At 69.0% G+C, this 23,405-nt stretch carries 26 protein-coding genes; 20 read left to right on the top strand and 6 right to left on the bottom strand.

Annotated features, from left to right (window positions below; all coding sequences use genetic code 11):
* Positions 1-35: 35 nt before the first annotated feature.
* From hisS to ABSY19_RS01385, 14 genes are all read left to right on the top strand, one after another.
* Positions 36-1,340 carry a histidine--tRNA ligase gene (hisS, locus tag ABSY19_RS01450; RefSeq protein WP_382158421.1) on the top strand — a complete coding sequence of 435 codons (1,305 nt, stop codon included), beginning with the start codon at positions 36-38 and terminating at the stop codon, positions 1,338-1,340.
* A gap of 91 nt (positions 1,341-1,431) precedes the next feature.
* Positions 1,432-2,097: a tetratricopeptide repeat protein gene (locus ABSY19_RS01445; RefSeq protein WP_291113297.1), complete on the top strand. Its 666-nt coding sequence runs from the start codon at positions 1,432-1,434 to the stop codon at positions 2,095-2,097.
* Positions 2,098-2,102: 5 nt separating this feature from the next.
* The gene (bamB, locus tag ABSY19_RS01440; RefSeq protein ID WP_382158419.1) at positions 2,103-3,257 is read left to right on the top strand and encodes an outer membrane protein assembly factor BamB; all 1,155 of its coding nucleotides are present in this window, start codon (positions 2,103-2,105) and stop codon (positions 3,255-3,257) included.
* A 50-nt stretch (positions 3,258-3,307) separates the two neighbouring features.
* Positions 3,308-4,642: a ribosome biogenesis GTPase Der gene (gene der / locus ABSY19_RS01435; RefSeq protein ID WP_291113300.1), complete on the top strand. Its 1,335-nt coding sequence runs from the start codon at positions 3,308-3,310 to the stop codon at positions 4,640-4,642.
* Positions 4,643-4,707: 65 nt separating this feature from the next.
* On the top strand, positions 4,708-4,977 hold the full coding sequence (gene hfq, locus ABSY19_RS01430) for an RNA chaperone Hfq (RefSeq protein ID WP_084360358.1): 270 nt from the start codon (positions 4,708-4,710) through the stop codon (positions 4,975-4,977).
* A gap of 79 nt (positions 4,978-5,056) precedes the next feature.
* Positions 5,057-6,241, top strand: coding sequence for a GTPase HflX (gene hflX, locus ABSY19_RS01425; protein ID WP_382158417.1), 1,185 nt, complete (start codon positions 5,057-5,059; stop codon positions 6,239-6,241).
* A 134-nt stretch (positions 6,242-6,375) separates the two neighbouring features.
* Entirely contained in the window at positions 6,376-7,692 is a 1,317-nt protein-coding gene (gene hflK, locus ABSY19_RS01420; protein ID WP_382158415.1) for an FtsH protease activity modulator HflK, read from the top strand.
* A 26-nt stretch (positions 7,693-7,718) separates the two neighbouring features.
* The gene (gene hflC / locus ABSY19_RS01415) at positions 7,719-8,612 is read left to right on the top strand and encodes a protease modulator HflC (protein ID WP_291113308.1); all 894 of its coding nucleotides are present in this window, start codon (positions 7,719-7,721) and stop codon (positions 8,610-8,612) included.
* A 30-nt stretch (positions 8,613-8,642) separates the two neighbouring features.
* A complete protein-coding gene (locus tag ABSY19_RS01410; protein WP_382158413.1) occupies positions 8,643-8,828 on the top strand; it encodes a DUF2065 domain-containing protein in 186 nt (61 codons plus the stop codon).
* Positions 8,829-8,932: 104 nt separating this feature from the next.
* Complete coding sequence (locus tag ABSY19_RS01405) at positions 8,933-10,126, top strand: ATP phosphoribosyltransferase regulatory subunit (protein ID WP_382158411.1); 1,194 nt, start codon at positions 8,933-8,935, stop codon at positions 10,124-10,126.
* Entirely contained in the window at positions 10,123-11,511 is a 1,389-nt protein-coding gene (locus tag ABSY19_RS01400; protein ID WP_382158409.1) for an adenylosuccinate synthase, read from the top strand. The genes ABSY19_RS01405 and ABSY19_RS01400 overlap by 4 nt, the downstream gene beginning before the upstream one ends.
* A gap of 66 nt (positions 11,512-11,577) precedes the next feature.
* Entirely contained in the window at positions 11,578-12,102 is a 525-nt protein-coding gene (locus ABSY19_RS01395) for a phosphoribosyltransferase (RefSeq protein WP_291113316.1), read from the top strand.
* A 90-nt stretch (positions 12,103-12,192) separates the two neighbouring features.
* Positions 12,193-13,389: a PLP-dependent transferase gene (locus tag ABSY19_RS01390; protein ID WP_382158407.1), complete on the top strand. Its 1,197-nt coding sequence runs from the start codon at positions 12,193-12,195 to the stop codon at positions 13,387-13,389.
* Positions 13,390-13,423: 34 nt separating this feature from the next.
* Positions 13,424-13,615, top strand: a complete 192-nt coding sequence (locus ABSY19_RS01385) for a hypothetical protein (protein ID WP_382158405.1) — start codon at positions 13,424-13,426, stop codon at positions 13,613-13,615.
* A 36-nt stretch (positions 13,616-13,651) separates the two neighbouring features.
* Here the strand turns inward: ABSY19_RS01385 and mnmH are convergent, their stop codons facing one another.
* Together mnmH and ABSY19_RS01375 are read right to left on the bottom strand one after the other, a co-directional pair.
* Positions 13,652-14,731, bottom strand: a complete 1,080-nt coding sequence (gene mnmH / locus ABSY19_RS01380) for a tRNA 2-selenouridine(34) synthase MnmH (RefSeq protein ID WP_382158403.1) — start codon at positions 14,729-14,731, stop codon at positions 13,652-13,654.
* A 6-nt stretch (positions 14,732-14,737) separates the two neighbouring features.
* Positions 14,738-15,418, bottom strand: coding sequence for an arylesterase (locus tag ABSY19_RS01375; protein WP_382158401.1), 681 nt, complete (start codon positions 15,416-15,418; stop codon positions 14,738-14,740).
* On the opposite strand from ABSY19_RS01375, the gene ABSY19_RS01370 reads away from it, so the two are divergent.
* Positions 15,417-16,103 carry an ABC transporter ATP-binding protein gene (locus ABSY19_RS01370; protein ID WP_291113326.1) on the top strand — a complete coding sequence of 229 codons (687 nt, stop codon included), beginning with the start codon at positions 15,417-15,419 and terminating at the stop codon, positions 16,101-16,103. The two genes, ABSY19_RS01375 and ABSY19_RS01370, sit on opposite strands and share 2 nt — an antisense overlap.
* A 7-nt stretch (positions 16,104-16,110) precedes the next feature.
* On the opposite strand, the gene ABSY19_RS01365 is transcribed toward ABSY19_RS01370, so the two are convergent.
* The 4 genes from ABSY19_RS01365 to ABSY19_RS01350 are packed head-to-tail and all read right to left on the bottom strand — an operon-like array spanning position 16,111 to position 19,175.
* Entirely contained in the window at positions 16,111-16,458 is a 348-nt protein-coding gene (locus ABSY19_RS01365; RefSeq protein WP_382158399.1) for a thioredoxin family protein, read from the bottom strand.
* Positions 16,448-17,746 (bottom strand): c-type cytochrome, encoded by a 1,299-nt coding sequence (locus ABSY19_RS01360; RefSeq protein WP_382158397.1) that lies wholly within the window; start codon positions 17,744-17,746, stop codon positions 16,448-16,450. Before ABSY19_RS01360 ends, ABSY19_RS01365 begins: the two co-directional genes overlap by 11 nt.
* Positions 17,743-18,486 carry a c-type cytochrome gene (locus ABSY19_RS01355; protein ID WP_382158395.1) on the bottom strand — a complete coding sequence of 248 codons (744 nt, stop codon included), beginning with the start codon at positions 18,484-18,486 and terminating at the stop codon, positions 17,743-17,745. The genes ABSY19_RS01360 and ABSY19_RS01355 overlap by 4 nt, the downstream gene beginning before the upstream one ends.
* Entirely contained in the window at positions 18,483-19,175 is a 693-nt protein-coding gene (locus ABSY19_RS01350; RefSeq protein ID WP_382158393.1) for an acyl-CoA dehydrogenase family protein, read from the bottom strand. Before ABSY19_RS01350 ends, ABSY19_RS01355 begins: the two co-directional genes overlap by 4 nt.
* A gap of 156 nt (positions 19,176-19,331) precedes the next feature.
* On the opposite strand from ABSY19_RS01350, the gene ABSY19_RS01345 reads away from it, so the two are divergent.
* The 5 genes from ABSY19_RS01345 to ABSY19_RS01325 are packed head-to-tail and all read left to right on the top strand — an operon-like array spanning position 19,332 to position 23,389.
* Positions 19,332-19,727: a CidA/LrgA family protein gene (locus ABSY19_RS01345; protein WP_382158391.1), complete on the top strand. Its 396-nt coding sequence runs from the start codon at positions 19,332-19,334 to the stop codon at positions 19,725-19,727.
* Positions 19,724-20,404 carry an LrgB family protein gene (locus tag ABSY19_RS01340; RefSeq protein ID WP_382158389.1) on the top strand — a complete coding sequence of 227 codons (681 nt, stop codon included), beginning with the start codon at positions 19,724-19,726 and terminating at the stop codon, positions 20,402-20,404. Before ABSY19_RS01345 ends, ABSY19_RS01340 begins: the two co-directional genes overlap by 4 nt.
* Before the next feature lie 56 nt (positions 20,405-20,460).
* Positions 20,461-21,885 (top strand): PLP-dependent aminotransferase family protein, encoded by a 1,425-nt coding sequence (locus tag ABSY19_RS01335; protein WP_382158387.1) that lies wholly within the window; start codon positions 20,461-20,463, stop codon positions 21,883-21,885.
* Positions 21,886-21,911: 26 nt separating this feature from the next.
* A complete protein-coding gene (gene rlmB / locus ABSY19_RS01330; RefSeq protein WP_291113339.1) occupies positions 21,912-22,655 on the top strand; it encodes a 23S rRNA (guanosine(2251)-2'-O)-methyltransferase RlmB in 744 nt (247 codons plus the stop codon).
* A 5-nt stretch (positions 22,656-22,660) separates the two neighbouring features.
* Positions 22,661-23,389, top strand: coding sequence for an NAD-dependent deacetylase (locus ABSY19_RS01325; RefSeq protein ID WP_382158385.1), 729 nt, complete (start codon positions 22,661-22,663; stop codon positions 23,387-23,389).
* Positions 23,390-23,405: the final 16 nt, after the last annotated feature.

Here is a 23,405-nt window from a genome sequence, read left to right as displayed (position 1 = left end):
CGATGCCTCTGGCGCATGGCTGAACGAGAGATTGCATGGCAGACAAACTGAGCGCCGTCAAAGGCATGAACGACATCGCCCCTCCCGCGTCCGCGCACTGGGAGTGGCTCGAAGACACCCTTCGCACGCTGATGCGCCGCTACGGCTATCGCAACCTGCGCACGCCCATCGTCGAGCCCACGGCGCTGTTCGTGCGGGGACTGGGTGAAGTGACCGACATCGTCGAGAAGGAGATGTACTCCTTCGAAGACCGGCTCAACGGCGAGCAGCTCACGCTGCGCCCCGAGAACACCGCCGGTGTGGTGCGCGCCGCGCTGGAGCATTCGCTGCTGTACGACGGTGGCAAGCGCCTGTACTACATGGGCCCGATGTTCCGGCACGAGCGGCCGCAGCGGGGCCGATATCGGCAGTTTCATCAGTTCGGTGCAGAGGCCCTGGGCTTCGCGGGCCCGGACGTGGATGCCGAGCTCATCGTGCTGGCCTGCGATCTCTGGGCTGAGCTTGGCCTCACGGGCATCGAACTCGAGATCAACAGCCTGGGCCAGCCGCCCGAGCGCCTGGCCCATCGCCAGGCCCTGATTGCCTACCTGGAGGCGCACGCCGACCAGCTCGACGAAGAAGCCAAGCGCCGCCTGCACAGCAACCCCTTGCGCATCCTGGACACCAAGAACCCGGCCATGCAGGACCTGGTCAACGCCGCGCCGCGCCTCATGGACCACCTGGGTGCCGAGTCGCTCGACCACTTCAACCGCCTGCGCGGCCTGCTCGATGCGCACGGCATCACCTACCGCATCAACCCGCGCCTGGTGCGCGGCATGGACTACTACAACCTTTCGGTGTTCGAGTTCGTCACCACCCAACTGGGCTCGCAGGGCACGGTGTGCGCGGGCGGCCGGTACGACGGCCTGTTCGAACAGATCGGTGGCAAGGCCGCTCCGGCGGTCGGCTGGGCCATGGGCATGGAACGCATCCTGGAATTGCTGAAAGAGCAGGGCCGCCTGCCCGAGCAGCCCGCGCCCGATGCCTACGCGATCGTGCCGGACGCGGCCCGCGTGCCCCAGGTGATGCCGGTGCTGCGGGCGCTGCGCCTGCAGGGCGTGAACGTGCAGATGCATGCCGCCGGTGCCGATGGCATGGGCAGCATGAAGTCGCAGTTCAAGAAGGCCGATGCCAGCGGCGCGCGCTTTGCGCTCATCTTTGGCGAACAGGAAATGCAGCAAGGCACGGTGGCGCTCAAGCCCCTGCGCGGCCCGCGCACCGACGCGCCCGCGGAAGCTGCGCAAAGCCTGCTGGCCCTCGACGCCGTCGCCGATTGGGCAGGCCGCCTGCGCGGCGATTGACGTTCGCGCGTCCGCACGGGGTGGCCTGGGGCCACCCGCCTACAATCCCCCGTTGCGCAACCGGCGCACGAATTCCAGACCCGCATCCACCATGGCCAAACACCTCGACCTCGAAGAACAGGAACAGATCGATCAGATCAAGCACTTCTGGGCCCAGTACGGCAACCTCATCAGCTGGGTGTTGATCGTCGTCTTCGGTTCGTTCGCGGCCTGGAACGGCTGGAACTACTGGCAGCGCACGCAGGGCGTGAAAGCCGCCGCGCTGTACGACGAAGTCGACCGCGCGGTGCTGGCTCGCGACAACGAGCGCGTGGAGCGCGCCCTGGCCGACATGCAGGCCCAGTTCGGCGGCACCACCTTCGCCAGCCAGGCGGCGCTGCTGGCGGGCAAAACCCTGTTCGAAGCCGGTCAGGTCGACAAGGCCCGTGCCGCACTGACCTGGGTGGTCGAGAAATCCGGCGACGCTTCCTACCAGGCCGTGGCACGCTTGCGCCTGGCCGCGCTGGACGTGGAGGGCAAGGCCTTCGACCAGGCCCTCAAGACGCTGGAAGCGTCCGTGCCCAAGTCTTTTGAACCCCTGGTGGCCGACCGCCGTGGCGATGTCTTCATGGCCCAGGGCAAGGCCGATGAAGCCAAGGCGCAATATCAGAGCGCCTGGCAGGCCCTGGGCGCGCGCACCGAGTACCGCCGGTTGGTCGAGGTGAAGCTCGCCGCCCTGGGCGTGGACACCGCCAGCCTGTCTTCCACCGCACGTTGAAATCCATGCTCACCTGCACACCCCGTTCATCCATGGCGCCCTGGCGCCGGGCCTTGCCCGTCATCGGGCTGGTCGCCGTCGCCTTGCTGTCGGCCTGTGGCTCGAGTTCGAAGAAGCCGCAGCCGGCCGAGTTGCCCGCTGTGGCCGCCCTGATGGGCACCCAGCTCGTGTGGTCGGCCCAGGTCGGCGAAGGCCATGCCTCGCTGGCGCCGCTCGTGGCGGGCGGACGCGTTTTCGTTGCCGGCGGTGCGGGCAACGTGGCCGCATTGGATGCCGCCACCGGCAAGGATGTCTGGCGCCTGAACCTGGGCACGCCGATCGCCGCCGGGGTGGGTGCCGATGGCCAGACCGCTGCCGTCGTGACCCGCAACAACCAGTTGGTGGCCATCGCCGATGGGGCCGAGCGCTGGCGCGTGCGCCTGCCCGCGCGCTCGTTCACCGCCCCCCTCGTGGCGGGCGAGCGGGTGTTCGTTCTCACGGCCGATCGCGTGGTCACGGCTTTCGATGGCAAGACTGGCGCCCGGCTGTGGAGCCAGAGCCGTCCCGCAGAACCGCTGGTGCTGAGCCAGACAGGCGCGCTGCTGGCGGTGGGCGATACCCTGGTGGTGGGCCTGGCGGGACGCCTCACGGGTCTCAACCCCGACAACGGATCCGTGCGCTGGGAGGCACCGGTGGCCACGTCCCGAGGCACCAACGAAGTCGAGCGCCTGGTCGACATCGTGGGGCCGGTCAGCCGCATCCGCAACAGCGTCTGCGCGCGGGCCTATTCGGCCGCCGTGGGCTGCGTGGACGCGAGCCGAGGCACCGTGGTGTGGACGCGCGCCGCGCAAGGCACAACGGGTGTGCACGGCGATGACCGCCTGGTTTTCGGCAGCGAGAGCGATGGCCGCTTCCAGGCCTGGCAGCGCGCCACCGGCGAGCCCGCCTGGAGCATCGACCGCCTGAAATACCGTGGCCTGACCGCACCGCTGGCCCTGGGCCGTGTGGTGGCGGTGGCCGACAGCCGTGGCCTCGTGCACCTGATCTCCCGCGAAGACGGCAGCGAAATGACCCGCCTGACCACCGACGGCTCGCCCATCCTGGCCCCGCCGGTGCTCGCTGGCGATGCGCTGGTGGTGCAGACACGCAACGGCGGCGTGTTCGCCTGGCGTCCCCAGTAATGCCCGCCACGAACACCGTGTTCGTGACCGCCTGAACGAAAGCTCTTTCCGTGAAACCCGTCATCGCCCTGGTGGGCCGGCCCAATGTGGGCAAGTCCACCCTGTTCAACCGCCTGACGAGTTCACGCGACGCCATCGTGGCCGACTTTGCCGGCCTCACCCGGGACCGCCACTACGGCAACGGCCGTCAGGGCCGGCGTGAGTACATCGTCATCGATACCGGCGGCTTCGAACCCGAGGCCAGCGAAGGCATCTACAAAGAGATGGCCAAGCAGACGCGGCAAGCTGTGGCCGAGTCCGATGTGGTGATCTTCGTGGTCGATGCCCGCGCTGGCATCAGCGCCCAGGACCACGAGATCGCAGGCTACCTGCGCCGCCTGGGCAAGCCCACGCTGCTGGTGGCCAACAAGGCCGAAGGCATGACGCAAGGCCTGCAACTGGTCGAGTTCTACGAACTCGGGTTGGGTGAGGTGATGGCGGTGTCCGGTGCGCACGGGCAGGGCGTTCGCTCCATGCTCGACGGCGCCTTGGAGCTCATCCCCGGCCTGCCGCCGGAGGACGAGGAGGAGCCCGAGGTCGAGACCGGGGTGATCCGCCTGGCCGTGGCGGGCCGTCCCAATGTGGGCAAGTCCACCCTCATCAACGCTTGGCTGGGCGAGGAACGCCTGGTGGCCTTCGATCTGCCGGGCACCACGCGCGATGCCATTTCCGTGCCGTTCGAGCGCTCGGGCCAGAAGTTCGAACTGATCGACACCGCCGGGATCCGCCGCAAGGGCCGCGTGTTCGAGGCGATCGAGAAGTTCTCGGTGGTCAAGACCCTTCAGGCGATCGAAAACGCCCACGTGGTTCTGCTGCTGCTGGACGCCACGCAGGGCGTGACCGACCAGGATGCCCACATCGCCGGCTACATCCTGGAGAGCGGCCGCGCCGTGGTGCTCGCGATCAACAAGTGGGACGCGGTGGACGCCTACCAGCGCGAGCAGATCGAGCGCCAGGTTGAAACCCGGCTTGCTTTCCTGAAGTTCGCCTCGCTGCACCTGATTTCCGCCCAGAAGCGCCAGGGCCTGGGCCCGGTCTGGAAGTCCATCACCCAGGCCCACGCTTCCGCCATGCGGAAAATGTCAACCCCGGTGCTGACCCGCCTGCTGATGGAGGCGGTGGCCTTCCAGGCGCCGACCCGCAGCGGCATGTTCCGGCCCAAGATGCGTTACGCCCACCAAGGCGGCATGAATCCCCCGGTGATCGTGATCCACGGCAACTCCCTGGAAAACGTGCCGGACGCGTACAAGCGCTTCCTCGAAGGGCGCTTCCGCAAGGCCTTCGATCTGGTCGGCACCCCCCTGCGAATCGAGTTCAAGACCTCGGCCAATCCCTTCAAGGAGTAGGAATTTCGACTCAACCTCGGCCCGGCCGCACGGCTGTGGTATGGTCCATTCCTCATTAACTTTCATTGAACACGGAGCATATCGTGAGCAATAACAAAGGCCAGCTCTTGCAAGATCCTTTCCTGAACCAGCTTCGCCGGGAGCATGTGCCCGTGTCGATCTATCTGGTCAACGGCATCAAATTGCAGGGTCAGATCGAGTCGTTCGACCAATACGTCGTGTTGCTGCGCAACACGGTCACGCAGATGGTCTACAAACACGCCATTTCCACCATCGTGCCGGGTCGTCCGGTGCAGTTCTCGGCCGTCGGCACGGACGAGCCGGCAGCGTCCTGATTCAGCGCCTGAATCGCATCCGGCCCGTGCAGCCGACCTGCCGGGCCCGCAACGCCGCGCGCGTTGTCGCTCTACCGACTTGAATTCACCCGCTTCCACCCCATCCTCCACGCCCTCCGTCATCCTGGTTGGCGTGGACTTTGGTGTGCCTCATTTCGACGCCGGCCTTGAGGAATTGGGCCTGCTGGCCCAGACCGCGGGATACACCGTGGCCGAGCGCGTCAGCTGCAAGCGCCGCGCGCCCGACCCCGCCTTGTTCGTGGGTTCGGGCAAGGCCGACGAGATCAAGATGCTGGCGCAATCCACCGGTGCTTCCGAGGTGCTGTTCGACCAGTCGCTCAGTCCGGCGCAGCAGCGCAACCTGGAGCGCCACCTGGGTCTGCCGGTCAATGACCGCACCCTGTTGATTCTGGAAATCTTTGCCCAGCGGGCGCGCAGCCACGAAGGCAAGCTGCAGGTCGAACTGGCTCGGCTGCAGTACCTGTCGACGCGCCTGGTGCGGCGCTGGTCGCACCTGGAGCGGCAAAGCGGGGGCATCGGCATGCGCGGTGGCCCGGGTGAAACGCAGATCGAACTGGACCGCCGCATGATCGGCGAGGCCATCAAGCGCACCAAGGAGCGGCTCGAAAAGGTGAAGAAGCAGCGCTCCACGCAGCGCCGCCAACGCGAGCGCCGCGACACCTTCTCGATCTCGCTCGTGGGCTACACCAACGCCGGCAAGTCCTCGCTGTTCAACGGTCTGGTCAAGGCGCGCGCCTACGCGGCCGACCAGCTCTTCGCCACGCTGGACACCACCACGCGCCAGCTCTACCTCGGCGAAGCAGGGCGCTCGGTCTCGCTCTCGGACACCGTGGGTTTCATCCGCGACCTGCCGCACGGCCTGGTCGACGCCTTTGCCGCCACGCTGCAGGAGGCCGCCGACGCCGACCTGCTGCTGCACGTCGTCGATGCCTCCAACCCGTCCCACCCTGAGCAGATCGCCTCGGTGCTCGGCGTGCTCAAGGACATCGGCGCCGATCAGGTGCCGCAGATCCTGCTGTTCAACAAGCTCGATGCGATGGACCCAGCCACGGTGCCGAATGTTTTGAGCGATGCGATGGAACTGGAAGGCCAGTCGGTCCCTCGAATCTTCGTCAGTGCGCGCACCGGCGTGGGCCTGCCCGAGTTGCGGGCCTTGTTGGCGGCACACGTGATCGCGCAAAAGCCGGGGTCTGACCCCATGCTTCCCGGGGCGCTCCCGGAAATCGGCGAACCCGTGTCCTGATTGGGCACAATGTGATGGTTTTGAATCGACAAAAGAGTTGGCAACCCATGGATGTGAATCTGCAAACCCCTGCCCGCGGCGCTGATCGAGCGACCCGCCCTGTCCGCCGCCGTGGTTGGCAAGGGCTGTGGGGCATGTTCAATCTGAACGACCCCCGTTGGGGCCGGGGTGACGACGAGCCCCGCAACGACGGTGGCCAGGAGCCGGGCCGCGACGAGGATCGCAATCCGCAGCGCCAACCCCCGCGCGGCCAAGGCCCGAACCAGGGCCCGCCGGACCTGGACGAACTCTGGCGCGATTTCAACCGCAAGCTCGGTGGCTTGCTCGGCAACAAGGGCCGGGGCGGCAACCAGGGTGGTGGCAATGGTTCCGGCGGCAACGGCGGCATGCAGGGCTTCAACCCGAACCCCAAGGCCACCGGCATCGGCTTCGGTCTCATCGCCGGCGTGGCCTTGCTCATCTGGATGGGCACGGGCTTCTTCATCGTGCAGGAAGGTCAGCAGGCCGTGATCACCCAGTTCGGCAAGTACCACAGCTCCGTGGGCGCCGGCTTCAACTGGCGCCTGCCGTACCCGATCCAGCGCCACGAAACCGTGTTCGTCACGCAGATCCGCTCGGTGGACGTGGGCCGCGACAACGTCGTGCCCGCCACCGGCCTGCGCGAATCGGCCATGCTCACCGAAGACGAAAACATCGTGGAGATCAAGTTCGCGGTGCAGTACCGCCTGAACGACGCCCGCGCCTTCCTGTTCGAGAGCCGGGACCCTGACGCCGCCGTCGTGAAGGTCGCGGAAACCGCGGTGCGTGAGGTGGTCGGCAAGATGAAGATGGATGCCGCGCTCGCCGAAGAGCGCGATCAGATCGCCCCGCGCGTGCGCACGCTGATGCAGAGCATTCTCGACCGCTACAAGGTCGGCATCGAGGTCGTGGGCATCAACCTGCAGCAGGGCGGGGTGCGCCCGCCCGAGCAGGTGCAGGCATCGTTCGACGACGTGCTCAAGGCCGGCCAGGAGCGCGAACGCGCCAAGAACGAGGCCCAGGCCTACGCGAACGACGTGGTACCGCGTGCCCGTGGTGCGGCCTCGCGCCTGACCGAAGAGGCCGAAGGCTACCGCGCCCGCATCGTGGCGCAGGCCGAGGGTGATTCGCAGCGCTTCCGCGCGGTGTTGACCGAATACCAGAAGGCACCGCAGGTGACCCGCGAACGCATGTACACCGACGCCATGCAGGAGATCTACAGCAACGTGACCAAGGTGCTGGTGGATTCCAAGTCGGGCTCCAACCTGCTGTACCTGCCGCTGGACAAGATCATGCAGATGACGGGACAGCCCGCGTCCACGCCCAGCAGCAGCAGCACCCAGCCCAGCGCGCCCACGCAGAGCACGATCCCGGTGCCCACCAGCCGCAGCACGGACAACGCCGCGCGTTCGCGCGAGCGCGAGAGCCGCTGAACAGCGCCAGCGACCAGAGAAACAACATGAACAAACTCGGTTTCATCATCACATCCTTCATCGTGGTTCTGGCGATCGCCAGTTCCATGCTGTTCGTGGTGGACCAGCGCCAGTTCGGCGTGGTCTTCCAGCTGGGTCAGATCAAGCAGGTCGTCACCGAACCTGGCCTGAACTTCAAGCTGCCGCCGCCGTTCCAGAACGTGTCCTACATCGACAAGCGCCTGCTCACCCTGGAGAGCACAGACACCGAGCCGACGCTCACCGCCGAGAAGCAGCGTGTGGTGATCGACTGGTATGTGCGCTGGCGCATCAGCGAGCCGCAGGAGTACATCCGCAACGTCGGCGTGAACGAGCGCGCCGGCGCGCTGCAGCTCAACCGCGTGGTGCGCAACTCCTTCCAGCAGGAAGTCAACAAGCGCACGGTGAACGAACTGCTGTCGACCCGGCGCGAGCAGCTCATGGCCGACGTCAAGCGTGAAGTGCTGGCGGCCGTGCGCGGCGCCGACAAACCCTGGGGCATGGACGTGGTCGACGTGCGCATCACGCGCGTCGATTACGCCGAGAGCATCACTGCCTCGGTCTACCAGCGCATGGAAGCCGAACGCAAGCGTGTTGCGAACGAGCTGCGCTCCACCGGCTTTGCCGAGGGCGAGAAGATCCGCGCCGATGCCGACCGCCAGCGCGAGGTGATCGTCTCCGAGGCCTACCGCGACGCGCAGGCGATCAAGGGTGCGGGCGACGCCAAGGCCGCGGCCTCGTTCTCCGATGCCTTCGGCCGCGATCCGGCATTCGCCCAGTTCTACCGCAGCCTGGAAGCGTACAAGTCGAGCTTCGCCAGCAAGTCCGATGTGCTGGTGGTCGACCCTTCGTCCGACTTCTTCAAGGGCATGCGCAGCAGCAACGTGGCGCCGGCCCGATGAGCCTAGAGCGCTGACAGGCCAGGGCACGACATGTCCGACGCGATCTGGCCGGCGCTGGCCCTGGTGCTGATCTTCGAGGGGCTGCTGCCCCTGCTGGCGCCCAAGCTGTGGCGCCGCGTCTTCACCGACATGCTGAGCCTGCGCGACGGGCAGTTGCGCTTCTTCGGCCTGATCTGCCTGGGCAGCGGCGTGCTGCTCTGGTGGTCGCTGACCTGACCCCGCGCTTCTTTTCCAGCGCCTCCCCGCGCTGAGCGATACCCGCCGGAGTAGCTCCCGGGGGGCCGGTAGAATCACGTTTTTAACAGCGCCTGAAAATATCCATGTCTGCCTGGGTCCTCCCGGATCACATTGCCGATGTCCTGCCTTCCGAGGCCCGTCACATCGAAGAACTTCGCAGGGGCTTGCTGGACACGGCCCGGGGCTACGGCTACGAGTTGGTCATGCCGCCGCTGCTGGAGCACCTGGAGTCCTTGCTCACCGGCACCGGTGAAGCCCTCGGTCTGCAGACCTTCAAGCTGGTCGATCAGCTCTCCGGCCGCACCCTGGGTTTGCGCGCGGACAGCACGCCGCAGGTCGCCCGCATCGACGCCCACCTGCTCAACCGCCAGGGCGTGGCCCGCCTTAGCTACTGCGGCCCGGTGGTGCACACCCGCATCGACCGCCCGCTGGCCAGCCGTGAGCCGCTGCAGTTCGGGGCCGAGATCTACGGCCACGCCGGCCAGGAGGCCGACCTGGAGATCATCGAACTCGCGCAGGCCTGCCTGCGCAATGCAGGCGTGAAAGGCCTGCAACTGGACATGGCCGACGTGCGCGTGATCGATGCCGTGCTCGCACCGGTGTCGCTCACCGCCGCGCAGGAAGCCCGCATCCACGCCGCGCTCAACGCCAAGGACGTGGCCGAACTCGAGGTGCTCGCGCGCGACCTGCCGGCCGCCGTGCGCCGCGATCTGGTCGCGCTGCCGCGCCTGTTCGGTGGTGTGGCGGTGCTCGACGAGGCGCAGCGCATCCTGCAACCATCTGCGGCCCTGCACGCCGCGCTGGACAGCCTGCGCTGGCTGGCCTCGCACGCGCAGGGCATGGACGTGTCGATCGACCTGGCCGACCTCCGCGGTTACGCCTACTACACCGGCATGCGTTTCGCGCTCTTTGCCCACACGCCGGAAGGCCGGGCAGGGCAGACGCTCGAACTGGCACGGGGCGGCCGCTACGACGAGGTGGGCGCCGTGTTCGGCCGCAACCGCCCCGCAGTGGGCTTCAGCCTGGACCTCAAGGAACTGGTGGCGGCGGTGGCGCCGCGCCCCCTGGTGGCGGCCATCCGCGCACCCTGGGGCATGGACGCCGGCCTGCGCCAGGCCATTGCCGAACTGCGCGCGCAGGGCCACACCGTGGTGTGTGCCTTGCCAGGCCACGACCACCAGGTCGATGAATTTCACTGCGACCGCGAACTGGTGCCCGATGCGGCCCGCCGCGGCGCCTGGACAGTACAAACCCTTCAAACGGAAACCAGCAAATGAAGAACAGCAGCAGCGCCGTGACCCCCGGGCGCAACGTCGTGGTGGTGGGCACCCAGTGGGGTGACGAAGGCAAGGGCAAGCTGGTCGACTGGCTGACCGAGACCGCCACGGGCGTGGTGCGCTTCCAGGGCGGGCACAACGCGGGCCACACGCTGGTCATCAACGGCGTGAAGACGGCGCTGCACCTGATCCCCAGCGGCATCATGCGCGCCGGCGTGAAGTGCTACATCGGCAACGGCGTGGTGCTTTCGGTGGGCAAGCTGTTCGAGGAGATCGCCGGCCTGGAGAAAGCCGGTGTCGAGGTGCGCTCGCGCCTGCGCGTGAGCGAAGGCTGTCCGCTGATCCTGCCGTTCCACGCCGCCATCGACATCGCTCGCGAGGCCGCCAAGGTGAAGGCCGGCACCGAGAAGATCGGTACCACCGGCCGTGGCATCGGGCCGGCCTACGAAGACAAGATCGCGCGCCGTGCGCTGCGCGTGCAGGACCTGAAGTACCCCGATCGTTTCGCGGCCAAGCTGCGCGAGTTGCTGGACCTGCACAACCACGTGCTCACCACCTACCTGCATTCCGCCGACATGGCCTGGGACGACAAGATCGCCTCGTACATGAAGGACGGCGCGATCCAGTTCGACGCGGTGTACACCGAGGCCATGCAGCAGGCCGAACTGCTCAAGCCCATGATCGCCGACGTCTCGCGCGAACTCAACGAAGCGCATCAGGCGGGCGCCAACCTGCTGTTCGAAGGCGCGCAAGGCACGTTGCTCGACATCGACCACGGCACCTATCCCTTCGTCACCTCCAGCAACTGCGTGGCCGGCAACGCCGCCGCCGGTTCGGGCGTGGGTCCGGGCCTGTTGCACTACGTGCTGGGCATCACCAAGGCGTATTGCACCCGTGTGGGCGGTGGCCCGTTCCCCACCGAACTGGAATGGGAAAAGGAAGGCACACCCGGCTGGCACATGGCCACCGTGGGGGCCGAGAAGGGCGTGACCACGGGCCGCAGCCGCCGCTGTGGCTGGTTCGATGCCGCGCTGCTCAAGCGCTCGGCCCAGGTCAATGGCCTCTCGGGCCTGTGCATCACCAAGCTCGACGTGCTGGACGGGCTCAAGGAGCTTCAGCTGTGCACCGGCTACGAGCTGGATGGCCAAGTCATCGACATCCTGCCGATGAGCGCGGAAGACATCGCGCGCTGCAAGCCCATCTACGAAACGCTGCCCGGATGGAGCGAATCGTCGGTGGGTGCCACGCGGTATGAAGACCTGCCGGTCAACGCGCAGCGCTACCTCACGCGCATCGCGCAGACCACCGGGGTGCCGATCCACATCGTCTCCACCAGCCCGGACCGCGACCACACCATCCTGGTGCACAACCCCTACCATGGGTGAAACCACCGGGGGCCGCGTGCGGCCCTTCGTGCAAAATTCCCATCGACATCCCCATCCGGAGCCCGCATGCTGACCGAAGACGGCAAACACCTCTACGTCTCCTACGACGAGTACCACAACCTGATCGAGAAGCTCGCGCTCAAGGTCTACCAGTCGGGCTGGGAGTTCGACACCATCCTGTGCCTGGCACGGGGCGGCATGCGACCGGGCGACATCCTCTCGCGCATCTTCGACAAGCCGCTGGCGATCATGTCCACCAGCTCCTACCGCGCCGCCGCCGGCACCGAACAGGGCAACCTGGACATCGCGCGCTACATCACCACGCCCAAGGGCGAGATCGCGGGCAAGGTGCTGCTGGTGGACGATCTCGCCGACTCGGGCCACACGCTCAAGGCGGTCATCGACCTGCTCAAGAACAACTACAAGCCGATCACCGAGATGCGCAGCGCCGTGATCTGGACCAAGCAGCTCTCGACCTTCACGGCCGACTACTCGGTGGAGTTCCTGCCCACGAACCCGTGGATCCACCAGCCTTTCGAGGGCTACGACAGCCTGCGTCCCGCGCAACTCCTCGAAAAGTGGAAGCTTTAATCCCATGGCCCCCACGCTCCGCCGCTGCGCGGGTCGCTGCCCCCCGAGGGGGTGCGTGTTGCCTTGGGGCGGCCCGGCGGCCACACGTTCATGAGTGACGACCTGTCCACCCGCCTGATCCACCACCCCTACAAACCCCCCGAGGGCTTCGAGGGGGTGGCCCCGGGGGTGTACAAGGCGTCCACCGTGTTCTTTCCCAACGTCAAGGCCCTGCGCACGACCGACTGGAAAGACAAGAGCGGCTACACCTACGGCCTGCACGGCACGCCGACCACCTTCACGCTGGAAGAGCGCATCGCCACCATCGAAGGTGGTCTGCATTGCGTGCTCGCGCCCAGCGGCCTGGCGGCGGTGTCGCTGGTGGACATGGCCCTGCTGCGCCAGGGCGATGAGGTGCTGATTCCCGACAACGCCTACGGACCGGGCAAGTCCTTTGCTTCGGTCGAGCTCGCGGCCTGGGGCATCACGCACCGCTATTTCGATGCCATGGACCCGGCCGATCTCGCGCGCAAGATCGGCCCGGCCACGCGCCTGGTCTGGCTGGAGGCGCCCGGTTCGGTCACGCTGGAGTTTCCCGATCTGCCGGCCCTGGTGGCCCGGGTGCGCGAGGTCAACGCCCAGCGCGGCGCCGACCAGCGCCCCGTCGTCACCGCGCTCGACAACACCTGGGGCGCCGGCATCGCCTTCGCGCCGTTTGATCTGGGCGTGGACATCTCGGTGCAGGCCCTCACCAAGTACCCCAGCGGCGGTGCCGACGTGCTCATGGGCTCGGTCGTCACGCGCGATCTGGCGCTGCACCGCCAGGTCTTGCTCACGCACATGCGCCTGGGGTTGAACATTGGCGTGAACGACGCCGAATTGGTCTTGCGCGGCCTGTCCAGCATGGCGCTGCGTTACCACGCCCAGGACGCCTGCACCCGCGAACTCGCCACCTGGATGCAGGGTCAGGCAGGCGTGGTGCAGGTGCTGCACCCGGCGCTGCCGGGCTCGCCCGGCCACGCCACCTGGCAACGCGATGCGACCGCCGCGGCCTGTCTGTTCAGCGCGGTGTTCGACGCCTCCATTTCCCAGGCGCGCATCGACGCGTTCTGCGACAGCCTGCGCCTGTTCAAGCTGGGCTGGAGCTGGGCCGGCCCGATCAGCCTGTGCGCGCCTTATGACATCGGCTCCAGCCGCAGCCAGGGCTGGCCCCACGCGGGCGGTCTGGTACGCTTTGCCGTGGGCCTGGAATCCGTGCACGACCTCCGCGCCGACCTGGCGCAGGCCTTGACCGCATTGAACCCCTGACCCTCCCCCTTTTCCACCGACCTGAAAGACTGACTTGGCCACTCCCAATTACGGATACGAAAAGCGCCAGCGCGAGCTCGCCAAGAAGAAAAAGAAAGAGGAAAAGCTCAAAGCCAAGGCCGCTGGTCGCCAGCACCAGGACACCGATGCGCCCGAAGAGCCGGGTGCCGGATCGCCTGACGCGCCCGGTGACGCACCGGCGGGCGGCGACAGCGCGGCCGACTGAGCCCGCTGGTTCCCACGTCGGCCGGCGCTTGGGCGCTCAGGCCGGGTGGGTGGCTGTGGCCTCGTCGGCCATCAGCGTCCGCGCCGCCTGCGCCAGGGCGTCGGGCGACCGGTCCCGCAGCACCAGCGGCCGGGCCTGCGCAAACCGCGTGAAATTTCGTGCGATCGACTGGGCGTACATCGGGTCGTAGTGGCCGGTGAGCAGTTCCAGCACCACCTCCGGTGTGTGGCCCGCACGCACCTTCCCCGTCCAGCCCGACACCACTTGCTTGCCCCGCAGTTCCGTGAGCGCCTCCAGGCGTTCGCAGAACGCCGCCGGGTCCTTCACGAAGAAGTCGTAGTCCTCCAGCAGCAGGGCCACCCGCTCCTCGTCGCCCAGGCGCAGGTCGATGCAGGGGCTGGCGCGCATGGCGTCGATCAGCGCTTCGTTCACGCGCACATTGCCCACCTTTTTGCTCTCGCTCTCGACGTACACCACCCGGCCCGGGTCGAAACCCCGCAGGGCCGCCCACACCAGGGAGTCGAAGCGCTTCTGGCTGGGTTGCGGCTGGCCGGGGATGTGGCCCAGCACCGAGCTGCGGTGGCTGGCCAGGGCCTCGAGGTCGAGCACCTGGGCGCCCTGGGCGGCCAGGGCATGCAGCAGGCGCGTCTTGCCGCTGCCGGTGGGGCCGCAGACCACGCGGTACGACAGGCCCTGGGCCAGGACGGGCAGCGCTTCCACCAGCGCGGCGCGCCAGGCCTTGTAGCCGCCTTCGATCAACGTCACGCGAAAGCCGATGGCGCCCAGGATGGTCGCGAGCGCGCCGCTGCGGTGGCCGCCGCGCCAGCAGTAGGTCAGCGGCTTCCAGCCCTTGGGCTTGTCGATCACTTCGCGTTCGATGTGGGCCGCGATGTTGCGCGCCGACAGGGCCGCGCCGCGCTTCTTGGCCTCGAAGGGGTTGACCTGCTTGTACATCGTGCCGATGTCGATGCGCTGCTGGTTGTTCAGCGTGGGCCAGTTCACCGCGCCGGGCACGTGGTCGAGCGCGTACTCGTCTTCGGTGCGCGCGTCGATGAGGGTGTCGAAATCGGCGAGGCGGGCCATTGCCTCGGCGGCGCTCAGGATGTGGACAGGCATGCCCGATTATCGGGCGGCGAGCAGCTTGCGCAGTTCGGGCCAGACGTTGTCGCGCATCGTGGCCTGGGCGGATTCGTTGGGGTGGATGCGGTCGGCCTGGAACAGCGCGGTGGGGTCTTTGGTGTCGGCCACGCCCTTGAGGAAGAAGGGCACGAGCGCGGTCTTTTCGGCCTTGGCGACGGTGGTGAACACCTCGCGGAATTCCTGCCCGTACTTCGCGCCGTAATTGGGCGGCATCTCCATACCCAGCAGCAGCACCTTGGCACCGGCCTCGCGCGCGAGGCGGGCCATGGTCGCGATGTTGTCGCGCGTCATGTTCAGCGGGAGGCCGCGCAAGGCGTCGTTGCCGCCCAGTTCGATCACCACCAGGGCGGGCTGGTGCTGCTTGAGCAGGGGGGCGATGCGCGAGCGCCCGCCCGAGGTGGTGTCGCCGCTGATGCTGGCGTTGACCACACGGGCGCGAACTTTTTCCTGTTTCAGACGCTCATCCAGCAGGGCCACCCAGCCGGTGCCGCGCTTGAGGCCGTATTCGGCGCTGAGCGAATCTCCCACCACGAGGATGAGCGGATCGGCGGAAGCGGTGGCCTGAGCATGGGTGAAGCCAGAAGACCCCGCGGCGGCCAGGGCGCACAGCGCGCTGGCCAGCACGTTAAAGTGACGGCGTTTCAACTTGAGAAGTCCTTCCATGTCCGATGTGATGATTGCGGTCCAGCATGTGTTCAAGTCCGTGACCGACTCCACCGGCTCCCTGACGATTCTGCGCGATATCGATTTCACCCTGAACAAGGGGGAAACCGCCGCCATCGTGGGCGCGTCCGGGTCGGGCAAGAGCACGCTGCTGTCGATCGTTGCCGGTTTGGACACGCCCAGCAGCGGCACAGTTCACATCGACGGCGTCGATTTGTTCGCCCTGGACGAAGACCAGCGTGCCGCGCTGCGCGCGCAGAAGGTCGGTTTCGTGTTCCAGAGCTTCCAGTTGCTGGGCAACCTCACCGCGCTGGAGAACGTGATGCTGCCGCTGGAACTGGCCGGCCAGCGCGATGCGCGCGCCACCGCCACCCAGATGCTGCAGCGGGTGGGCCTGGGCGAGCGCCTGTCGAGCTACCCCAAGGTGCTCTCGGGCGGTGAACAGCAGCGCGTGGCCCTGGCGCGCGCCTTCGTGGTGCAGCCCTCGGTGCTGCTGGCCGACGAGCCCACCGGCAGCCTGGATTTCGCCACCGGCGCCCGGATCATGGAACTCATGTTCGAGCTCAACCGCGAGCAGGGCACCACGCTGGTGCTCGTGACGCACGACCGCGCCATCGCCCAGCGCTGCGAGCGCCGCATCACCATCGAAGCCGGCCAGGTGGCCGCCGAGGCCGAAGCGGCCTGACGCGCCGTCAGGAGGAGGCCGGGCGCAGCCGCTGCCAGAGTTCGGCGACTTCGTCGTCGACCTGTGCGGCCGGGTGTTCCGGCTCACTCAGGGTTTCCAGCAGGCGCGTCAGCAGCTCCACCCGGGGCAGCACCGGCCCGAAGAACAGCACCCGATCGCCCCGGCCCACCAGCACCGTGGGCAGGGTTTCCACGTCGAGGTCGCCCAGCAGCGCGGCCTCGTCCTCGATGTCCAGCCAGCGCCAGCGCAGGTGCGGGAGGCTGCTGGCCGTCTCGTCGATCACCGGTTTCCAGTCGCGGCAGGTGCCGCACCACTGGGCGCACAGGCTGACGACATGGAGGGGTTCAGCGGCCAAGCGGTCCTCTGAGCTGCTGCACGTCCAGCGCGCTGACCGGCGGTGCCTGGTTGCCCCATTGGGTGCGCACATAGGTCAGCACGTCGGCCAGTTCCTGGTCGTTGAGCTGCAGCACGAACGGGGGCATGCCGAAGGGGCGCGGATGACCCTCGGTGGCCGGACCGAAGCCGCCGTTGAGGACGATCTGCACCAGGTTGGCGGGGGAGGCCATGGTCACCGCGCGGTTGCCGGCCAGGGCCGGGTAGGCCGTGGTGCCTTGGCTGGTGATGCCTTCGCCCTGGTTGCCGTGGCATTGGGCGCAATGCTGCTCGTAGCGCTTGCCACCCACGCTGAGCGCGCGGCCGTCGGCGGCGGGCGGCTTCTCGCTGCGCGACGCGGGTGGCTTGGGCAACTGCTGGAGGTAGCTGGCCATGGCCCGCAGGTCGGCCGGAGCCCAATGCTGCGTGCTGTGCTGTACCACCTCGGCCATGGGGCCGGAGACCAGCGCGTCGCGGGCGCGGCCGTCCTTGAACAGGGCGACGATCTCGTCGACGGACCAGTCCTGCAACCCGGCCTCCGCCGGATCGAGCAGCGAGGGGGCGTACCAGCGTTGCATGGGGATCAGCCCGCCGGAGAGGCCGAGCATGTCGCTCTGGCCGCCCAGCGCATCGCGCGGCACATGGCAGGCGCTGCAATGGCCCAGGCCGTTGACGAGGTAGGCGCCGCGCAGCATCTCGGGTGCGCGCGCGGCCGAGGTCGGCGGCTCCTCGGGGCCGGCCTTGAAGTACAGCGTGCGCCAGGCCTTGAGCGCGAGCTGCGTGTTGTAGGGCCAGCGGATGTCGTGCGGCGGCACCGGCGCGTCCACCGGGGCCAGGCTGCGGAAGTAGGCGTAGAGCGCGTCGCTGTCTTCGCGCGTGACCTGGGTGGTGTTGTTGTACGGGAAGGCCGGGTTGAGCCAGCGGCCGTCCGGGCCCTGGCCGTGGTGCATGGCGCGCCAGAAGTCGTCGGCGCTCCAGGGGCCCAGGCCACTCTCGCTGGGGGTGAGGTTGCTGCCGTACACGGTGCCGAACGGCGTGGGCAGGGCATAACCGCCGGCGAACGGCTCGCCGCCGCGAGGGGTGTGGCAGGCTTGGCAGTTGCCCAGCACCGAGAGGTAGCGACCGCGCTCGATGGTGTTCGGATCGCGCAGGTCGGTGGCCACGGCGGCGGGCGGCACGGCGATGGGCTGCGCAGGCCAGGCGAGCCAGGCCACCACGGCCACACCGATCAGCAGCAGCACGGCGAACGCGCGCAAGGCGATGCGGCTCATGGGCGGCCTCCCTTGGGCGGCATGGCACTGCCGCATTGCAGGGGCAGGGGCGCAGCACCGGGCGACACGGCGTGGGTGTTCGCCGGCAGGCGCTGGGTGGAGAGCCAGGCACTCACGGCCGCGATGTCGCGGATGTCCAGGCGCTGGGCGATGTCGGCCATGCAGTCGGGTGCGTGGGCCTTGCGTTGGCCGGTGCGCCAGGCGCCGAGCTGCGCGTTGAGGTAGTCGCGCGGCAGCCCCAGCAGGCCGGGCGTGGCGGGCTGCACGCCGGTGAGCGCCGCACCGTGGCAGGCGACGCAGGCGGGCAGGCGGCGCGCGGCATCGCCATGCAGGGCCAGTTGTTCACCGCGCTGCAGTTCCTGCGGCGTGGCTTCCGCCTTGGCCGGCGCGGGGTAGGGCACGTCCATGGCGGCGAAGTGCTCGGCGATCTCCAGCAGGTAGGCGTCGCTCAACGGATCCACCATCTGCGTCATGAGGCGGTAGGTGCGTCGGCCATCGCGGAAATGCAGCAGCTGGTTGTAGAGGTAGCCCGCCGGCTTGCCCGCCAGGCGCGGGTAGTAGCCATCGGGCGCGGCGCGGCCCTGGTTGCCGTGGCAGGCCGTGCAGGCCACCATGCGCTGGGCCATGGTGTCTTCGAAGGTGGGTGGCTGCGCGGCGGCCGGGAGCCCCACGCAGGCCAGGGCGAGCAGCAGGGAGGGGCGCCAGTGCGGTGGCAAGGTCAAGCGGGAGAACAGGGTCATGTCGTGGGGAACGTTGAAGGTGAGAGCGTGGACAGGGCGGTTCGGTTCCAGTCGGTCGGGCAGGGCAGGCCCGGGGCCAGCGCCGCCGCCACGGGGGCCAGACGCTGGGGCAGGTCGGGGCCGAACAGCCATTCGTCTTCGCGGAAGAACACGTGTTCGAGGCGCAGCGTGCCGGCGAGGGCTTTCCCGGGCCCGTGTGCGCCAGTATCGGGCACGACCGACAGGCCGTCTTCCTCGCTGCGCAGCAGCACCCAGTGGTCCACCGGGCCGTTCAGGCGCACCGGCGCGATCAGGGAGAAGCCGGCCCACTGCAGGTTGGGCACCGGTTGGAGTTCACCGCGCAGCAGCCAGCCCCGGCCGGTGTCGTGCGCGTACAGCGCGTCGAACGAAGGGGCCACGGTGGCCGCCCGCTCGCCGCTCAGGAAGTCGGCCAGCCAGTGCTCGCGCAGGGCGACGTTGGGTGACTGGAGCAGCGCCTCGATGGCCAGGCGCTGGGCCCACAGCAGCCAGGCTGCGGCCGGGTCGTGCCGCGCCAGTTCGGCCGCGCCGGCCGCCAGCGCGGCCAGCCCGTCGCCCGCACCGCCCAGGTGGGCGGGCACGCCGCAGCGCAGCAGGCCGCTGTCCACCACCTCGCGCAGCGCGTCGAGGCCGGGTGGGTCCGGTGGTGGTTTCGTGGGTTCCTGGGACATGCCGCGATCGTGGCCTAGGCCCATCTGATGCGCAAGATGCAGTTTTATTGAAAAAATACCAGATCAGAAGCGCCTGCTGATCCGTTCTGATCCGCTTGCATTGCGCCGCATCTGAGCCGTGGCAGATGCGGCGCACCGGGCGATACTGGCCCGATGATGTTCCAGTTCCTTGACGATCTTGGGCCGCGCGCCAGGCACGTGGCTGGGTGGGTGGCCGCCGCTGCGCTGCTGGCCGGCCTGCAGTGGCTGGGCGACGCCCTGGTGGCCTGGCTGGGTTGGCCCTTGCCCGGTTCGTTGCTGGGCTTGCTGATGCTGCTGGGCCTGCTGGCGCTGCGCGGTGGCGTGCCGCGCGGCCTGGACGAGGTCACCGCGCCGCTGCTGCGCCACCTGATGCTGTTCCTGATCCCCTCGGTCGCGGCCGTCGGGCTGTACGGCCACCTGCTGTGGCAGCACGCGGCGCTGTTCGCGCTGGCGGCCACGCTGGTGACGGCGTTCACCCTTGCTGTCACCGGCTGGACCCTGCACCGGCTGATGCGCCGGCGGCAACCGTGAGCGCGGTGGTTCTCTGGACGCTGGTGACGCTCGCGGCCTACGCGGCGGCGCTGTGGCTGTACCGGCGCAGCGGCCACCACCTGCTGTGTCTGCCGGTGCTCACCGGCACGGCCCTGGTGCTGGGCGCGCTGGCGCTGGCGGGCACGGGCTACCCCGTTTACGCCGAGGGCACCCGCCTGCTGCGCTGGCTCACCGGGCCGGCCATCATCGCGCTGGCCGTGCCGCTGTACCAGCAGGCTGCGCTGTTGCGGCGCATGGCGCTGCCGCTGCTGGGCGCCTTGCTGGCCGGGTGCCTGGCCTCGGTGCTGGGCACGCTGCTGCTGGCGCAGGCCCTGGGTTCGCCGATGCCTTTTGCGCTGTCGATCGCCCCCAAGGCCGCGACCATGCCGATCGCCATGCAGGCGGCGGAGCGGGCCGGCGGCCTGCCGGCGGTCGCGGCCCTGGCCGTGGTGGCCACCGGCGTGTTGGGCACCCTGTTCGCGGGCCCGGTGCTGCGGTTGCTGCGGCTGGACGATGCGACCACGCGCAGCTTCGCGCTGGGCCTGGTGGCGCACGCCATCGGCACCGCGCGCGCCCTGCAGACGCACCCCGGCAGCGTGGCCTTCGCCGCGCTGGCGATGGGCCTGAACGGCGTGTGCACCGCGCTGGTGATCGCGCTGCTGGCGCGCTGGTTGTGACAGACCCGACGATGCGGCCGCTAAGATCGGCCGACCCCCTTCACGATGCCGATCCGATGAGTGGCGCTCGCCTCACCCGCTACCAGCAACTGGCCGAAGAAATCGCCGATGGCATCCGCGCCGGCCTGCTGCGCCCCGGCGAGCGCCTGCCTTCGGTGCGGCAGACCTGCGAGCAGCGCGGCGTGAGCCCGTCCACCGTGTTCCAGGCCTATGGGCAGCTGGAGTCGCAGGGGCTGGTGGAGGCGCGGGCCCGGTCCGGGTTTTTTGTGCGCGCGACGCGCCGCCCCGCGCGCTCCGCACCGCAGGCCGCACGGCCCAGTGGCGAGGCCACGCCGGTGGCCATCAGCGAACTGGTGTTCGAGCTGCTGGGCTCCACGCGCGACGCCGACGTGGTGCCGCTGGGCTCCGCCTTTCCGGCGCCGCACCTGTTCCCCTTCGACGCGCTGGCGCGCAGTGGCGCGCGCGCCATGCGCCGGCTGCCGGCCGCCCGCATCACCGGTGCGCTGACCGCGGGCGACGTGGGCCTGCGCCAGGCGGTGCGGCGGCGCTACGCGCTGCATGGCGTGCCGCTGGCCGAGGACGAACTGGTCATCACCAATGGCGCCATGGAAGCGCTCAACCTGTGCCTGCAGGCGGTGACCCAGCCCGGCGACGTGGTGGTGGTCGAGTCGCCCACCTTCTACGCCGCGCTGCAGGCGCTCGAGCGCCTGCGCCTCAAGGCGGTGGAGGTCGCCACCGATCCGCGCGAAGGCGTGGACCTGGACGCCCTGGCCGCGCTGCTGGAGCGCCAGTCGGTGGCGGCATGCTGGTTCATGCCCAGCTTCCAGAATCCGCTGGGCGCGCTGATGCCTCCTGAGCGCAAGCAGGCGCTGGTGGCCCTGCTGGCGCGCCACCGCGTGCCGCTGATCGAGGACGACGTGTACGGCGAGCTGCACGCCGGGGCGCGCCGCCCGCCGCCGGCCAAGGCCTTCGACCGTGAAGGCGGCGTGCTGCACTGCTCGTCGTTTTCCAAGTGCCTCGCGCCGGGCTACCGCGTGGGCTGGGCTGCGGCCGGGCGCTACGCCGGGGCGGTGGAGCGACTGAAGATGTCGAGCTCGCTGGCCACCGCCATCCCACCCCAGCTCGCGCTGGTGGACTACCTCGCGCAGGGCGGCTACGACCGCCACCTGCGCCGCTTGCGCGAGGCGCTCGCGGGCCAGCAGCAGCACGCGCTGCGCCTGGTGGAGCGCCACTTCCCGGCCGGCACGCGCGTCACGCGCCCGCTGGGCGGCTACTTCCTCTGGCTGGAGCTGCCGCCCACGGTGGACGCGCTCGCGCTGCACCACCGCGCGCGAGAACGCAACATCAGCACCGCGCCGGGTGTGCTGTTTTCGGCCGACCGGCGCTTCACGCACCACCTGCGGCTCAACGTCGGCCACCCCGGCGATCCCCGTTTCGATGCGGCGCTGCGCCTGCTGGGCGAGCTGGCGCAAACCGCCTGAGGGCGGCCAGCGTCGATAATCCCCGGATGTCTTCCCCCAAAGTGCTGTTCGGCTTTCACGCCGTGGGTGTGCGCCTGAAAACCGCGCCGCAATCCATCATCGAGATCTACTACGAGCCGACCCGGCGCGACGCGCGCATGCGCCAGTTCCTGGACAAGGCGCGCGAAGCCAACGCCCGGCTGATCGAGGCCGACGGCCTGCGCATCGCCAAGCTGGCCGGCAGCCATGGGCACCAGGGCGTGGCCGCGCGCGTGGAAGCCGTGGCCCAGGTGCGTTCGCTCGACGACCTGCTCGAACAGCTCGAGCCCACCGGCATCCCGCCGCTGCTGCTGGTGCTCGACGGCATCACCGACCCGCACAACCTGGGTGCCTGCCTGCGCGTGGCCGACGGGGCCGGCGCGCACGCCGTGATCGCGCCCAAGGACCACGCCGCCGGCATCAACGCCACCGTGGCCAAGGTGGCCAGCGGCGCGGCCGAGACCATGCCGTACTTCATGGTCACCAACCTCGCGCGCACGCTGGGTGAGCTCAAGGAACGCAACATCTGGGTCATCGGCACCAGCGACGACGCGCCCAAGACGCTCTACCAGGTGGACCTCAAGGGCCCGGTGGCGCTCGTGCTCGGCGCCGAAGGCGCGGGCATGCGCCAGCTCACGCGCAAGACCTGCGACGAGCTGGTGAGCATCCCCATGGCCGGCGCGGTCGAGAGCCTGAACGTCTCGGTCGCCAGCGGCGTCTGCCTCTACGAAGCCCTGCGCCAGCGCAGCTGAACACCATGGGCGACACGGACGCGGTGCGCGGCTGGGTTCGGGACGCGCGCCACATCGCCGTGCTCACCGGCGCGGGCATGAGCGCCGAATCCGGCGTGCCCACCTTCCGCGACGCACAGACCGGCCTGTGGGCGCACTTCGATCCGCAGGAACTCGCCACCGAATCCGCCTTCCGGGCCCACCCGCAGCGCGTGTGGGACTGGTACGCCCACCGCCGCGACATGATTCGCGCCGTGTTGCCGAACGCGGGCCACGCGGCGCTGGCGGCTTTCGCGCGGCAGCACCCGGGGCGCCAGACCCTGATCACCCAGAACGTGGACGGCCTGCACCAGCGGGCCGGGAACACCGACGCCCTGGCCCTGCACGGCAGCATCGCCGAGGACCGCTGGCTCGATGTGCCGCGCGCCTGCTGCCGGCTCGACGCCCTGGAGGCCGGCCATCCGCCGCGCTGCCCGGTGTGCGGCAACCTGCGGCGCCCGGCCGTGGTCTGGTTCGGTGAAAACCTGCCGGCCGATGCGCTCGAAGCCGCCGAACACGCCGCCCGCCACTGCGACCTGATGCTGGTCGTGGGCACCTCCGGCGAGGTCTACCCGGCGGCGGGCCTGGCCTTCACGGCCCACCAGAGCGGCGCGCGGGTGGTCATCGTCAACCCCGAGCCGACCCCGCTGGACGCGGTGGCCGAGACCTGTCTGCGGGAAACGGCGGCGGTGTGCCTGCCGGTCTTGCTGGGTTGAGACCACCGGCCGATTG

It is taken from the genome of Hydrogenophaga sp. ANAO-22 (assembly GCF_042466645.1).
In the GTDB taxonomy this organism is placed as follows: domain Bacteria; phylum Pseudomonadota; class Gammaproteobacteria; order Burkholderiales; family Burkholderiaceae_C; genus Hydrogenophaga.
This window is presented reverse-complemented; position numbering and strand designations above follow the sequence as displayed.

Excerpts from the sequence above, each read along its gene's own strand:
- hisS (WP_382158421.1), top strand. The coding sequence starts at position 36 with ATGGCAGACAAACTGAGCGCCGTCAAAGGCATGAACGACATCGCCCCT.
- ABSY19_RS01445 (WP_291113297.1), top strand. The coding sequence starts at position 1,432 with ATGGCCAAACACCTCGACCTCGAAGAACAGGAACAGATCGATCAGATC.
- bamB (WP_382158419.1), top strand. The coding sequence starts at position 2,103 with ATGCTCACCTGCACACCCCGTTCATCCATGGCGCCCTGGCGCCGGGCC.
- hflK (WP_382158415.1), top strand. The coding sequence starts at position 6,376 with ATGTTCAATCTGAACGACCCCCGTTGGGGCCGGGGTGACGACGAGCCC.
- hflC (WP_291113308.1), top strand. The coding sequence starts at position 7,719 with ATGAACAAACTCGGTTTCATCATCACATCCTTCATCGTGGTTCTGGCG.
- ABSY19_RS01410 (WP_382158413.1), top strand. The coding sequence starts at position 8,643 with ATGTCCGACGCGATCTGGCCGGCGCTGGCCCTGGTGCTGATCTTCGAG.
- ABSY19_RS01405 (WP_382158411.1), top strand. The coding sequence starts at position 8,933 with ATGTCTGCCTGGGTCCTCCCGGATCACATTGCCGATGTCCTGCCTTCC.
- ABSY19_RS01400 (WP_382158409.1), top strand. The coding sequence starts at position 10,123 with ATGAAGAACAGCAGCAGCGCCGTGACCCCCGGGCGCAACGTCGTGGTG.
- ABSY19_RS01395 (WP_291113316.1), top strand. The coding sequence starts at position 11,578 with ATGCTGACCGAAGACGGCAAACACCTCTACGTCTCCTACGACGAGTAC.
- ABSY19_RS01390 (WP_382158407.1), top strand. The coding sequence starts at position 12,193 with ATGAGTGACGACCTGTCCACCCGCCTGATCCACCACCCCTACAAACCC.
- mnmH (WP_382158403.1), bottom strand. The coding sequence starts at position 14,731 with ATGCCTGTCCACATCCTGAGCGCCGCCGAGGCAATGGCCCGCCTCGCC.
- ABSY19_RS01370 (WP_291113326.1), top strand. The coding sequence starts at position 15,417 with ATGTCCGATGTGATGATTGCGGTCCAGCATGTGTTCAAGTCCGTGACC.
- ABSY19_RS01375 (WP_382158401.1), bottom strand. The coding sequence starts at position 15,418 with ATGGAAGGACTTCTCAAGTTGAAACGCCGTCACTTTAACGTGCTGGCC.
- ABSY19_RS01360 (WP_382158397.1), bottom strand. The coding sequence starts at position 17,746 with ATGAGCCGCATCGCCTTGCGCGCGTTCGCCGTGCTGCTGCTGATCGGT.
- ABSY19_RS01355 (WP_382158395.1), bottom strand. The coding sequence starts at position 18,486 with ATGACCCTGTTCTCCCGCTTGACCTTGCCACCGCACTGGCGCCCCTCC.
- ABSY19_RS01350 (WP_382158393.1), bottom strand. The coding sequence starts at position 19,175 with ATGTCCCAGGAACCCACGAAACCACCACCGGACCCACCCGGCCTCGAC.
- ABSY19_RS01345 (WP_382158391.1), top strand. The coding sequence starts at position 19,332 with ATGTTCCAGTTCCTTGACGATCTTGGGCCGCGCGCCAGGCACGTGGCT.
- ABSY19_RS01335 (WP_382158387.1), top strand. The coding sequence starts at position 20,461 with ATGAGTGGCGCTCGCCTCACCCGCTACCAGCAACTGGCCGAAGAAATC.
- rlmB (WP_291113339.1), top strand. The coding sequence starts at position 21,912 with ATGTCTTCCCCCAAAGTGCTGTTCGGCTTTCACGCCGTGGGTGTGCGC.
- ABSY19_RS01325 (WP_382158385.1), top strand. The coding sequence starts at position 22,661 with ATGGGCGACACGGACGCGGTGCGCGGCTGGGTTCGGGACGCGCGCCAC.